We start from the raw sequence: 12,602 nt of genomic DNA, 5'->3' as shown, positions 1-12,602 counted from the left end.
CAGGGCGAGGTCGGCGGGCGTTGTCACGTCAACAGTGCACAGGGCCTTGCTGACCGAGCCGCCCGCCGCGACGGCGACCTGGTCGAGCAGAGCGACACCGGCGGCGCTGTCGTGGACACTCGCGGCCACCACAATGACGGCGATGACCAGGCCAAGGACGTCCACGGACAGTCCCCGCTTGCGGCCGGGCACCCGTTTCGCGGCATCTTTGCCCGTCGTGACCGCGGGGACCCCGGTTGCCGCGCTCCGCCCCGCCGCATCGGCGCCAGCCCCGCGTCACAGCGGGCCCTACGGTCGGCGGACGAGTCCCCGCGTGCCACACCGGCGTGGAACCTGCACAGTGGACTGGGGGACTGAGCGCTGCCGAAGGCGGCCGGGCGAGGGAGACGATGATGGTTTCTGAAGCTCCGATGCAGCTAGGCATGGTCGGACTCGGACGCATGGGTGCCAACCTCGTACGCCGGCTCATGCGTGACGGACACCGATGCGTGGTCAACGACGTCACGCCCGACGCCGTGCGGAGGCTGGAGAGCGAGGGGGCGACAGCCGCCTACTCTCTCGACGAGCTCGTTCAGCGCCTGGAGCCGCCGCGCACGGTATGGCTGATGGTTCCGGCCGGGGTGGTGCAGCCGACACTGGACCGGCTCGTCGGCCTGCTCGAGGCGGACGACACCGTGATCGACGGCGGCAACTCCTACTACCGGGACGACATCAGCCGCGCCCGGGACCTCACCCGGCGCGGAATCCACTACGTCGATTGTGGTACCTCTGGAGGGGTTTGGGGCCTCGAACGGGGCTACTGCCTCATGATCGGCGGCGAAGCCGCGGCTGTCCGAAGGCTCGATCCGCTCTTCCGCACCATCGCACCGGGGGCTAGCAGCGCCGAGCCGACCCCGGGCCGTACGCGCGCTGACGGGACCGCGCAGCAGGGCTACCTCCATTGCGGGCCCAGCGGCGCAGGCCACTTCGTCAAGATGGTCCACAACGGCATCGAGTACGGGATGATGGCCGCCCTCGCGGAAGGGCTCAGCATCATCAAACACGCCGACGCCGGTCTGCGGACGCGCAGGACCGATGCCGAAACGGCCCCGCTGTCAGACCCCGAGGCCTACATGTACGAGATCGACGTGGCAGAGGTCGCCGAGGTGTGGCGCCGTGGCTCGGTCGTGGGCTCCTGGCTGGTCGACCTGACCGCCGACGCACTGGCACGTTCCCCGGGGCTCGACGACTTCGCGGGCCGCGTATCCGATTCCGGAGAAGGCCGCTGGACGGTACTCGCGGCCATCGAGGAGAGCGTGCCGTCCCCGGTGATCAGCGCCTCCCTGTACGAACGGTACGCGTCGAGGGGCCTCGGCGAATTCGCGGCGAAGGTCTTGTCCGCGATGCGCAGCGAGTTCGGCGGGCACGACGAGAAGCCGGGGACGGAGCAATGAGCACGCCAGGAACCACCTGGTCCGCAGCTGCCCCGCGCCCCGACGACCACGTCCTGGTGCTCGTCGGCGCCACCGGGGACCTTGCCCGGCGCAAGCTGCTGCCGGGGCTGTTCCACCTCACCAGGGCGGGCCTGATGCCCGAGCACTTCCGTATCGTCGGCACCACGCCCGCGGCCTCCGCACTAACCGACGAGCAATTTATCGCGCACGCAAGACAGGCGGTGGTGGAGTTCGGGCGCGCGCAGCCCACCGGTGCCGCGTGGCAGCAGTTCGAGTCCGCTTTGTCCTTCGGCGCGGCGGATCCGGGAGCAACCGAGCCGCTCGTGGAGGCGGTACGCGCAGCCGAACGTGCCGTGGGCGGCACGCCGCGGCGGCTGTTCCATCTGGCTGTCCCGCCGGTCGCGTTCGCCTCCGTCATCGAGCTACTGGGCGCCACCGGTCTCGCCCGCGATGCGCGGGTCATCGTCGAAAAGCCCTTCGGGAGCGACCTCGAGTCCGCGCGTGCGCTCAACGCGACCATCCATGCCGTCTTCGACGAGTCCCGGGTGTTCCGCATCGACCACTTCCTCGGCAAGGAGGCGGTGGACAACATTCTCGCCCTGCGGTTCGCCAACGGGTTCTTCGAGCCGGTCTGGAACCGCGAGCACATCAGCCATGTGCAGATCGACGTGCCCGAAGAGATCGACATCCAGGGCCGGGCGCAGTTCTTCGAAGGCACCGGAACCTTCAGGGACATGGTCGTCACCCACCTCTTCCAGCTCCTCGGGTTCGTTGCCATGGAGCCTCCGGTCGTGCTGGACGCGCAGTCGCTGCGAGACGAGCAGGCGAAGGTCTTCCGCAGCATGCGGCCACTCGACCCGGCACAGGTCATCCGGGGCCAGTACCAGGGCTACCGGGCCGAGCGTGGCGTCGATCCCGCTTCGGACACCGAGACCTTCGTGGCCCTGCGGGTCAGCATCGAAAACTGGCGCTGGGCCGGTGTGCCCTTTCAGCTCCGCACGGGCAAGGCACTCGCTGAAAGCCGGCACCGGGTCACGATCGGCCTACGCGTGCCGGTCCTGCAGATGTTCCCGCTCGATGCGCTGGACGCAGGGGAGGGGCGGGGCAACATGCTGGTCATCGACTTCGCCGACCCCGGTTCGCTCACGGCCCGCCTTCTCGTGAAGGAGCCGGGTTCCACGATGCGGCTGGTTCAGGCGGGCATGTCCTTCCAGTACGGCACGTCCTTCGCCTCGGAGAACTCCCTGGAAGGCTACGAGCACCTCCTCCTGGAGGCCATGCTCGGCAACCAGTCCTTCTTCACCCGCTCGGACGGCATCGAACGCCTGTGGGAGGTGTCGGCCCCCCTGCTGGAGGAGCCCCCGCCCGTCCACTTCTACGCCCCCGGCAGCTGGGGACCAGACAGCATCGGGGAGCTGGCGACGCCGCACCGGTGGCACCTGCCCGAACACCGAATCGACGGTTCTTGACGCAGACCAAGGCGCCGTCCAGGGAGTCAGGAGCAGCGAGTGAGCGCGGGTCCGGCTCCGCCCGCGTGCCGGCACCAGCCGCCACCGCTTCGAAATGACGTCAGATCCACCATCTGGAGTACAGGCCGTCGGCGGGCGGTACGCGGTGCCGGTTCGCAGGGGTCGTCAGTTTGAGGGGTCGTTCAGCCGCCGGATCTGCTGGGGCTCGTCGGCCGGCACCACTGCGCTGCCGCGGCTATTGAGTCCCGGACCGCAGGTGTCATCGCGCAGGCCACCAGGCCGGCAGGGCAGAGAGCCGGTAGTGCCCTCCGTCGGCTCCACGCGGATCGGTGAGCGACTCGATCTCGGCAACCAGACTGCGGACGTGACCCCACGCGGCATCCTCACGCAGGGCTTCCGAACAGGACGCCGGACAAGCAGGCGCGGCGATGGGTCGGGGTGGGGGTGGGATGGTCTTCGGGTTGTCCGTGGGGGTCTGTCGTGTCGTCCGTGTCGCCGTCGTACGCGAATCATCGGTATCCGGTCGAGGTGATCTCGCACTGTGTGTAGTTGTACTTCCGCTTTCCGCTCGGCTTCCGTGAGGTCGAGGAGCTGATGCTGGAGCGGGGCGTGATCGTCTCGTACGAGACGGCCGCTGGTGTCTGAAGTTCGGCCAGGCCTAAGCGAACGCGCTGCGCCGGCGGCGCCCGCAGTCTGGCGACAAGTGGCACTTGGACGAGGTCTTCATCAAGATCAACGGAGTGCAGAAGTACATGACCGCAGGCCGCCACCGCTTCGAAATGAGCCTCCGCTTCACCACCTGGAACCACACCACCGGCAGCACCGGCCTCCCGCCACGGCCTGAACCACAGCCCCCACCGGACCTCGCACACCCTGACGCACCATCAAGCGATCCTGGAACTGACAAGGTGACAACGCCCGGCCGGGACCAGGCAGCGGCATCAGCACGCCCTCGCGGCGTAGACGTCGAGGGCCCAGGATCACGGGGAAACTCCAAGAAACGGACACCCCCAGGTGACTACGAGTTCAACCTGAGTAGTACCGGAGGGACAGAAGTCAACAGCGCCCCTTTCTGCGGTCAGGACGTCAACCCGGCCAATTCCGCTGAATGGCCAGGGATAAGCCTTGGGGCGCTGTTCTGTCGCGTTTCACCGCGACGTCCTGCCGATCGGGTGACAGCAGCCCCACCAGAGGCGAGGCGCCACGACAGAAGCCGGGCCGGGGTGAAACCGTGCCGTTTCCACACCGGCACCCGACGCGGCTGGGCATGAAGGGCGAAACCTGCCTCCCACGCCGAGCACGGAGCCGCCCTCCGCACGAAAGGCAGCAACGACATGCGCATCTCCTCGACCGCGATGACGGCCGCGACGGCCGGCATCCTGCTCCTGACCGGCACCGCCGCGGCCGCGCCCACCGGCACGTCCCCCCACAAGGGATGCTCCGAGACGCTTCACCTGACCACGGTTAACGGGACGTTCACCCTCGTCGACAACGGAACGCCGGGAGTGGGCATCGGCGACCTCAGCGTCATCACCGCCGACCTCCTCGAGAACGGCAAGCCCGCCGGCACCCTCGGCATGACCTTCACGAAGATCAAGCAGGACCCGAACGACAAGACCACCGTCGGCGGCGGCATCTTCCAGCTCGAAGAAGGACAGATCGCCTTCTCCTCGATGCAGACCTTCCCCAACAACCAGCCCCCCTCCGACACCAAGAACGCCATCACCGGCGGCACCGACAAGTACGCCAACGCCCGCGGCGAGGTACACGTCGAAAACGGAGCCCCCACCGGAGGCATCTACACGCTCAACATCACCTGCTGACCCGTTACCCGGCCCTAACAGGGCCCCAGTCCGGAAAGTTCGGGGCGCTCACCATCGCATTGTCTTGCGCCGTGGGGTCCTGGGGCCTGCGTCATGCGGCTTGTCGGTACCAGTAGGGCTGGTCAGCCGCTTTCGCCATCACAAGTGGGGTGGGTCTACGATCTACCGATCTGGCTGATGCCCATCATCTTCGTCGGTGCGTTCGCTGCCTTCGGAGCGGCCGGCCTCTGGGCCGGCAGGGCAATGGCGCAGCGGCTCTTCGGTGAGGAGCGACACTGGGCTGAGGTCCTCACCCTCACGCTCCACCTGGCAACGATCTTCTACAGTCTGCTGCTCGCACTGCTCGCAGTCGCGGCGTACGAGAGCTACAGCGAGACACAGCGGACTGTTTCCCGCGAAGCGACGACTCTGAGTGTCCTCTACCGGGACGTCTCCGGTTTCTCGGAGCCGACCCGCTCTACTCTCCAGCAGGAGCTCAAGGACTACACGCACTACGCCGTGGACGAGGCCTGGCCTGAGCAGCAGAGAGGGGTCGTTCCGCGAGAGGGAGTGGCCCGGACAACAGAGTTCCAGAACACCCTGTTGGCCTACAAGCCCGCCGAAGGCGACCGAGCCCTCACTGAAGCTGCGATTGCACAGTTCAACAATTTTGCCGACGCCCGGCGCGACAGGCTCGATGCGGTGACCGACCGCCTCCCCGACCTATTGTGGGCCGTTCTGACCGTTGGCATCCTGATCAGCATCGCCCTCGTCTGGTTCCTCCCCGTCGAGAGCGTCAAGGCGCATCTGTTCATCACAGTGGCATACGCGGTGCTCAGCAGCCTCGTCCTGGCGCTCGTCGTGGCGATGGACAACCCATTCCGTGGGGCATTCAGCGTTTCCTCGGAGGATTTTCAACTCCTGCTGCGGACCTTGATGGCGTCCGACACCCGACAATGAGCCCTTTCCATCCTGACTGATGAGGCACTGTCAGCCAAAGCTGCACTAGACCCGTTCAGCGCTCAACCGTCGCCGATCATGGAGGATTGCACCTGTGACCAGCGAGAACATAGTCACGCCGTCTTAGACCGTGTCCTATGTGGTGAGGCGTCGTTGAGCTTTGCATGGGGCGGGGTACTTGGAGTTGGATTGTTCCGGACGGGCTGTGGGATATCGCGGAGCCGCTGATCCCGCCCTCGAAGGTGCGGGCGCAGGGTGGCGGAACTGCGGATACGCCTGATGAGACGCTGTTCGCAGCGATCATCTACGTGCTGGTCAGCGGATGCGCTTGGCGGTCGCTGCCGCCGTGCTTCGGGATATCGAAGTCGACCGCCCACCGCAGGTTCCTGGTCTGGTCGAGGGCTGGAGTGTGGGGCCGGCTACACGAGGAGATCCTGCACCGCCTCGACGACGCCGGCCTCCTCGACCTCTCCCGCGCAGTCCTGGACTCCGCCCACGTCCGCGCTAAAAGGGGGCGAACTCACAGGTCCGAGCCCCGTGGACCGGGGCAAGCCGGGCTCCAAGATGCACGTCCTGTCGGATGCGAACGGACTGCCCCTCCTCGTCGGCATCAGCGCCGCCAACACCCACGACAGCCTCGCGCTCAAGCCCGTGATCACGGGCCACCAAACGAGACACGACCCCCATCGTGGCCGCTACTTCAAGCCCCGGCGCCTCCACGCCGACAAGGCCTACGACATTCCCCACCTGCGAAAATGGTTACGCGGGAAACGGATCGGGGTCCGTATCGCACGCAAGGGCGTCGAGTCATCGGAACGACTCGGCCGGCGCCGGTGGGTGATCGAGCGGACCATGTCGTGGCTGACCGGCTACCGCCGCCTCAACCACCGCTACGAACGCCACCCCCGCAACTACCTGGCCTTTCTGGGCCTCGCCGCAGCCATCTGCTGCTACAAACGGCTCGTCCGCCTCACCACATAGGACACGGCCTTACTGATCGTTTCAGAATGAGGTTCGGAGTCGCCGTAAGCAGATGATGCTGCAGGCGAGTTGGAGGAGTCCGAGGTGGAGGTCGGCTCGTATCTCGTAGCGGATTCGAAGGCGTTTGAACTGGTGGAGCCAGGCGAAGGTGCGCTCGACGACCCAGCGGGTCTTGCCCAGGCCGGAGCCGTGAAGTGTGCCGCGGCGGGCGATCCTGGGGGTGATCCCGCGGGCCCGGATCAGGCGCCGGTACTTGTCGAAGTCGTAGCCGCGGTCGGCGAAGAGTCGGCGGGGTCGGTGACGTGGCCGTCCTCGAAGCCCGCGGATGCGGGGTATCGCGTTGAGCAGAGGCATGAGCTGGGTGACGTCGTGACGGTTTCCGCTGGTCAGGGAGACGACGAGTGGGGTTCCGTGCCGGTCGACGATGAGGTGGTGCTTGCTCCCCGGGCGGGCGCGGTCGACTGGCGAAGGTCCGGTGTGAGCCCCCCTTTGAGGGCTCTGACGTGCGAGGCGTCGATCGCGGCGTCATCCATGTCCAGCAGCCCGGCGGCCCGCAGCTCGGCCAGGAGGACTTCGTGGAGGCGGGGCCACACGCCTGCCTCGGTCCAGTCCCGAAGCCGGCGCCAGGCCGTCACACCACTGCAGCCGAACCGCTCAGCGGGAACGTCCCGCCAGCTCACGCCCTTGCACAGCACGTAAACGATGGCCCTCAACGCCGCACGATCGTCTACCGGCAGCCGCCCGGGATACCGAAACCGCCTGGCCGGCCGCTCCGGCAACAATGGGGCCACACGTTCCCACAGGTCATCAGGCACGAGATCAGCAGACACACACCAAATCCTGCCGACACCACACCCAACTGCCAAGCCCCGCAACCAATCTCATTCTGAAACGATCAGTTAGGCGGAGGCCGCGGCGGCGGGCGTGGATGACCGGTTTCTGAATGCGCTCGTGGCCCGGGCCCCGGCCGAGGGCATGCAGCTGACGGGCGAAGGCGCGCTGCTCCAGCAGCTGACGAAGCCGCTGCTGGAGTCCGCTCTGGAGGGCGAGATGACGGACCATCTCGGCTGTAACCGGCACGATCCGGCGGGCAGGAACGGCGGCAACTCGAGGAGCTGCAAGCGGTACAAGACCGAGGCTGTCGTGCATGTTCGCGCCCGAGATGCCGAGTGAGAGCGGCAGCCCGTTCCCCGAGCTCCAGGAGCGGGCCGCGGCGTGAAGATGCCCGACCTGCACGCACGGCTCCTCGCCGACGTGCTCGCGCTCGGCTCCCCCTTCCCTCTCGCGCTGACTGGCGGCTACGCCGTGCAGGCTCATCGGCTCTTGGAGCGGGTCAGCCAGGACCTGGACGTTGCCACCGAGTCCGCGACGCCCATGGAAGGGATTGCCCAGGCCGTGCGTGACGGGCCCACGGAACGCGGCTGGCGGGTTGCCGACGTTGAGATCGCGCCGCTGGCTGCTCGTTTCCAGGTCACCGACCCGCTCACCGCCGACGTGTGCGAGGTCGACGTCCTGAAGGAAGTGTTCTGGCGGCCCCTCGCTGACCGAGGCGCTGCCCGCGACTTCCTCGACGTGTACGCCGCTTCCCGAGGTGGACCACTACTGGTCTCGAAGAGTTCGGCCGCCGCCACGCAAGAGGCCGGTTCAGCCCCGAGGACCTCCAGAGCCGCCTGGCCGGCGCCGACTGGATCGACGACGCAGAGTTCACCGCCTACGGCCTGGACGCGAATGCGACGAACGCTTTGTGGGCGTGGGCGCAACTCTGGTTCGGCGACCATGCCCGCCGACTCCGCGATGACGAGGCCGACTGCGACTGACCGATCAGATCTGGCGGAGCTGCGTCCCTCGCCGAGCCTGCGCGGGGCGGAGCGTACCTACGCGATGGTGCTCCCGCCGATGACGGTGCCGAGTCGCGTCCTCGATGCAGTGTTCCACTGCGGCCGGCGGGCCTCGCGCTCCCGCTGGTCTAACGAGCTCGTGCATGGTTGGCGGTGCGACGCCGTGGCTTGATCCCTGATCATGTTGGTGCGGTGGGGGACGGGGCTCGTGCAGCGATCATCAGCGACCGGAGTATGTCCGCGAATGGCGCGGGACGAATAGGCGCGATCTGCAAGAAGAGCGACCGGTCGGGTTCCGGGTCTCCCGATGCCGCTCCGCGGGACCCGGAGCCTTGCCATGATGGCCTCGAAGGCTGGCGCATCACCAGCCTGACCTGCGGTGACGTGGAAGCCCAATGGCCGGGCACGGCTGTCGCCGACCAGATGAACTTTCGTACTCAGGGCCGCGGGAGCGTCCGAGTCCATGATGGTCTGGTTCCGACCGGCCGGGCGCCCCCTTTCCTGGCCCCGGAGGCAGGCTGGTGGGCCCGGCAGACGGTGGAGTCCACCGAGACGGTCCAGCCGATGTCGTTGCCAGCGTCGGCCGTCGTCAGAACGGCGGTGAAGATCCGTTCCCAGGTGCCGTCGACGGCCCACCTGGTAAGCCGCTTGTGAGCTGTCTGGAACGAGCCCAGTTCGTCCGGCAGGTCTCGCCAAGGCGAGCAGGTGCGGTACTTCCACGTGATGGCCTCAAGAGTGCGGCGGTGGTCAGCCCACCGCCGCCCCCGGACCAGATCGGCCGGTATCAGCGGCTCGATCCGAGCCCACATCGCATCAGTAATCACTAATCGGACAGACATGTCCGATCAACTGGCCAACCCACCAAGAGGCACGCCCTAGCTGTGCAGGACGCCGGTACGGGCGGCGATGCCTCGGAGTTCGGGTGTGGTGCGCCCCGAAATGAGAAGGCCGGAGATGAGGCTTTTCACGGCGGGGCGGGCGTGGGTCTCTTGGGGGCCCAATACTCGGCCTGGAGGAGGGCACGGATGCATTCGTCGCGTCGTCCCCATTGGGCGAAGGCTTCCGCGCGGTCGGTGAACTCGTGGCGCACCAGGGGAGTCGCTGCCGACGCGGATGCGGTCGGGGCGGTCAACGCGCCGATCCCCGCTCCGATGCCTGTAGCCGCGGCGGTCTTGAGGAGACTGCGGCGGGCTATACCTGGACCGTTCACGGAGCCTCCGAACCGATTCCCGTAGATATCGCCCTCAACGTACTTGAACAGGACGGTGAAATGTCCCTCCAGGGGTACGGGCTCGTCGCCGAAGCTGCGGGCGAGTACGTCGAAGACGAGCCGGGTGCGCTGCCAGCGCTTGCGCCGGCCACCGAAGTCGGGCCCAACGCCCGCGCGGCGTGTTCGAGCAGCTGGAGGGGCTCGGCGCCGGGGCGTCCTGGGCGCAGGTGAGGGCCTGGAGGCAGAGGGCCCGCCGGAGGGCACTCGTATGCCGGCTGGCCGGCAAAGGCGGGCGGGCGGGAGCTGGTTGCCAGTTCGGCCGGCCACTGGTCCGTGGCCGCCACGAACGCGCTGTGCGTCTGGGCGCGGCGTCTGACCTCCCGAGGCCGTGCCGCCGGGGGCTGGCGAACCGGGCCCGCCCGTGTCTGGTGCGGGGTTACAGCTCGATGGGAGCGGTGTACACGTTGGCGATGACGCCGTTCGCTGTGTACCCGCGGCCCTGGAGGGTGTCGATTTCGTTCTGGGTGCTGGTGTAGATGATGTCGACGATGGCGGGTTTTTGGCCGGCCCGGACGAATTCGTGGAGTGGGGTGGTTCCGGTGGTCGGTGTGATGGGGACGTAGCCGGCGAGGGTCGCGCGGCTCCAGGCCGATCCCAGGGGGAGGTTCGCGTTGTTGCTCAGGCGCGTCACCCCGTCATTCCTGCGGTACGCGTACAGCGGGACGGTGCCACTTCCTTGGAGCGGGGCCCGCAGTCCGTCCGCCGATCTCACGCATCGGCTCGATCTCCAGAGCTCGGTCCCTGATGACGAACGATCCCCGGGACTATTGCTCGACCACTTCACGCAGCTCAGCGACGATCTGCTCGTATCGCTGTTGGCTGACGCTTCCGACCTCGTTGTGATTCTCGGGCATTGGATTTCACCACCCCGAGCGGACCGGGCACGGCTCTCAAGACCCTGACGGGACGCGGTCCGCCGCCCTCACAGCGTCAGACCGGAAAATCTCTGATCGCAACAAACCTCGTGTAGATGAACGGAATTGGAGATAGCGTGACCGGATGGGCGTTCGCCCTGCCGGTTACCGTGACCGTTCGCCGAACGATTCGTTCCGGCTCGCCAGGCCCTCACCTTGCACCGCTCCGAGCAGTACAAGGCATTCGACCGCCGGTCCAACCCGGCGATCCACCCGGACCCACAGACGGTGCACTCCACCATGCCGGCCCCCGTCTCGTACCGCCGCGAGCCGCTTCTGCTGACGACGCCATGACCTGGAACGACAAGCAGAAGGGCGCAACACCGCACCCGGACCGGCCCACGGCGTCAGAGCCTCATCACACCCCCGGCACCAACGCTCACCACTAGGCCGTCCGAGCAGCCAAATCAGGGGATCGCAACACGTACTACGCCGTGAGCCCGCCGCCGGGTGTCAGGCCGGCCTGCGGCGCGGGCGTAGGCCGAACAGGGCGAGCTGTTGCTCCTTCGGGGGCGTCTCCTGGCCATCGGGGGACGCAGCGACCTTCGCGAGGCATCCATCGGGGTGGGGCTCACCCCCACCCTTGACCATGGGAGGTCTTTGCGCATGCTTCGTTCACCGGACTTCACCTCACCACGCCCCTCGGGTCCGACGCCGTGGCGGGCAGCCGGGGCCCTGTTCTCGGCAGCTCTGGTACTCGCCGCGGCCGTGCCCGCCGCGGCGGCTCCGTTTACGGACGGTCCGGCCACGGCGGCGAACACGTACTGTGCTCCGGGCCAGTACCGCCCCGCGCTTGAGCCGGGTGACAAGGGCTGCGGGACTGCGGGTCCTCCGGGGCCCGCCGGTCCGGCGGGGCCCCAGGGTGTGCCCGGCCCTCCGGGAGCGCAGGGCCTGCCCGGAGTGTCGGGGCCTCAGGGCCCGCAAGGTCTCCCCGGTCCGCAGGGTCCACCCGGACCGGCAGGACCCGCCTCCGTGCAGAGGGTCCCCAGTCTCCAGACCGTCACGAACACCGAAGGCGACACCACGGTCACCGCACTCTGCCCTTCCGGAACCAAGGTGACCGGCGGCGGCCATCGGTTCTTTCAGGGCAACTCAACGGTTCGGGCATCGCACCTGGACCCGATGCAGAACGGTTGGACGGTGACGGTCGGGCCTTCGGACACGCAGGCGACCTTCGAAGCGGTGGCGGTCTGCGCCCAGTAGGTCAGGCCCGGATGGGGCTGCGATTCAGGCCGCGGCGGTCAGGCTGGTACTGCTGGTGATGTGGTGTCGGAGGGTGAAGCGCATCGTCATCTCGAAGCGGTACCGGCCTGCAGCCATCAGGTGCCGGTCGCGCCTGTGGCTATGTCGATGATTGGGGGAGGCGTTTGTTGACGGTGCGGAAGGCAGTCCTGACCGAGCCTGTTGATGTTGCTTTGTTTTGACGGCAGTTGAAGTCTTGTGGTGGGACTCTGGGTGTGCTTCTCCTGCTGGGGGTCTCCATGCGCATGCCGAAGTCGAAGGTCGGGCTGTACGCGGCGATCCGTCGCGACCACCGTCCGGGCGGCATTTCGATGCGTGCGCTGGAGCACAAGTACGGCGTGACCTGGTGGACGGTTCGCAGATCTCTGGATTCTCAGTGGCCAGAACCGCGCAAGAAACACCGTCCCCGGACGACCCGGCTGGACCCTTACAAGCGGATCATCGACGGCTTCTTGCAGGTCCTGCTGCTCGCCGGCCGGGGGCAGGAGTCGGTGTTCATCCCGCAGTCGCACATCCCCGGGCGCGGAGGCCGCGGTGGACTTTGGGGACGTGCACATCGTGCTGGCCGGGGTGCCCACCCGCTGCTATCTGTTCCCTTCGGCGGCAACATCATCGAGACCGGCACCGGCTCCTGCCGTCTCGCCACTACCCGCGCCGAACAGCAAGCAGCCGGCTGACCAGCGCGCGACAGTC

General features: G+C 67.5%; 9 protein-coding genes and 6 pseudogenes. 10 read left to right on the top strand and 5 right to left on the bottom strand.

From position 1 onward, the window contains the following. Positions 1–39: 39 nt before the first annotated feature. A pseudogene (locus OG435_RS01350) lies at positions 40–243 on the bottom strand (transposase); the annotation flags it as partial. 179 nt (positions 244–422) lie between these two features. Between OG435_RS01350 and gnd the strand changes: the two are divergent. The 6 genes and pseudogenes from gnd to OG435_RS01315 all read left to right on the top strand — a co-directional run bounded on the left by gnd (position 423) and on the right by OG435_RS01315 (position 6,645). Continuing rightward, the gene (gene gnd, locus OG435_RS01345) at positions 423–1,433 is read left to right on the top strand and encodes a phosphogluconate dehydrogenase (NAD(+)-dependent, decarboxylating) (protein WP_430625553.1); all 1,011 of its coding nucleotides are present in this window, start codon (positions 423–425) and stop codon (positions 1,431–1,433) included. Next, on the top strand, positions 1,430–2,902 hold the full coding sequence (zwf, locus tag OG435_RS01340; RefSeq protein ID WP_266874843.1) for a glucose-6-phosphate dehydrogenase: 1,473 nt from the start codon (positions 1,430–1,432) through the stop codon (positions 2,900–2,902). Before gnd ends, zwf begins: the two co-directional genes overlap by 4 nt. 480 nt (positions 2,903–3,382) lie before the next feature. Continuing rightward, positions 3,383–3,657: pseudogene (locus OG435_RS01330) on the top strand (IS6 family transposase); the annotation flags it as partial. A gap of 579 nt (positions 3,658–4,236) precedes the next feature. Further along, a complete protein-coding gene (locus OG435_RS01325; protein WP_266874842.1) occupies positions 4,237–4,725 on the top strand; it encodes a hypothetical protein in 489 nt (162 codons plus the stop codon). 177 nt (positions 4,726–4,902) lie between these two features. Next, positions 4,903–5,664, top strand: coding sequence for a DUF4239 domain-containing protein (locus OG435_RS01320; RefSeq protein ID WP_266874841.1), 762 nt, complete (start codon positions 4,903–4,905; stop codon positions 5,662–5,664). A 164-nt stretch (positions 5,665–5,828) separates the two neighbouring features. Continuing rightward, a protein-coding gene (locus OG435_RS01315) for an IS5 family transposase (protein ID WP_266874840.1) occupies positions 5,829–6,645 on the top strand; the annotation gives its coding sequence in 2 pieces (ribosomal slippage) (positions 5,829–6,172 and positions 6,171–6,645; 819 coding nt in all). A 21-nt stretch (positions 6,646–6,666) separates the two neighbouring features. Here OG435_RS01315 and OG435_RS01310 read toward each other — a convergent pair. Next, positions 6,667–7,475, bottom strand: a protein-coding gene (locus OG435_RS01310) for an IS5 family transposase (RefSeq protein WP_266874839.1) whose coding sequence is annotated in 2 segments (ribosomal slippage) — positions 6,667–7,136 and positions 7,136–7,475 — 810 coding nt in all. Because the reading frame shifts where the segments join, the coding sequence is not laid out codon by codon here. A 94-nt stretch (positions 7,476–7,569) separates the two neighbouring features. On the opposite strand from OG435_RS01310, the pseudogene OG435_RS01305 reads away from it, so the two are divergent. Then, positions 7,570–7,779: pseudogene (locus OG435_RS01305) on the top strand (IS256 family transposase); the annotation flags it as partial. 81 nt (positions 7,780–7,860) lie between these two features. Beyond that, positions 7,861–8,462: pseudogene (locus tag OG435_RS01300) on the top strand (hypothetical protein). A 255-nt stretch (positions 8,463–8,717) separates the two neighbouring features. Here the strand turns inward: OG435_RS01300 and OG435_RS01295 are convergent. The 3 genes and pseudogenes from OG435_RS01295 to OG435_RS50645 all read right to left on the bottom strand — a co-directional run. Then, positions 8,718–9,322: pseudogene (locus OG435_RS01295) on the bottom strand (IS5 family transposase); the annotation flags it as partial. An 807-nt stretch (positions 9,323–10,129) separates the two neighbouring features. Then, positions 10,130–10,384 carry a hypothetical protein gene (locus OG435_RS01290; RefSeq protein WP_266874838.1) on the bottom strand — a complete coding sequence of 85 codons (255 nt, stop codon included), beginning with the start codon at positions 10,382–10,384 and terminating at the stop codon, positions 10,130–10,132. 67 nt (positions 10,385–10,451) lie between these two features. Continuing rightward, positions 10,452–10,607 (bottom strand): annotated as a pseudogene (locus tag OG435_RS50645) (DUF6192 family protein); the annotation flags it as partial. Positions 10,608–11,639: 1,032 nt separating this feature from the next. Here OG435_RS50645 and OG435_RS01280 point away from each other — a divergent pair. Both OG435_RS01280 and OG435_RS01275 read left to right on the top strand, forming a co-directional pair. Then, the gene (locus OG435_RS01280) at positions 11,640–11,870 is read left to right on the top strand and encodes a hypothetical protein (RefSeq protein WP_266874837.1); all 231 of its coding nucleotides are present in this window, start codon (positions 11,640–11,642) and stop codon (positions 11,868–11,870) included. A 254-nt stretch (positions 11,871–12,124) separates the two neighbouring features. Then, positions 12,125–12,586: a hypothetical protein gene (locus OG435_RS01275; protein WP_266874836.1), complete on the top strand. Its 462-nt coding sequence runs from the start codon at positions 12,125–12,127 to the stop codon at positions 12,584–12,586. Positions 12,587–12,602 lie beyond the last annotated feature (16 nt).

The organism is Streptomyces sp. NBC_01264, assembly GCF_026340675.1.
Lineage (GTDB): Bacteria > Actinomycetota > Actinomycetes > Streptomycetales > Streptomycetaceae > Streptomyces.
This window is presented reverse-complemented; position numbering and strand designations above follow the sequence as displayed.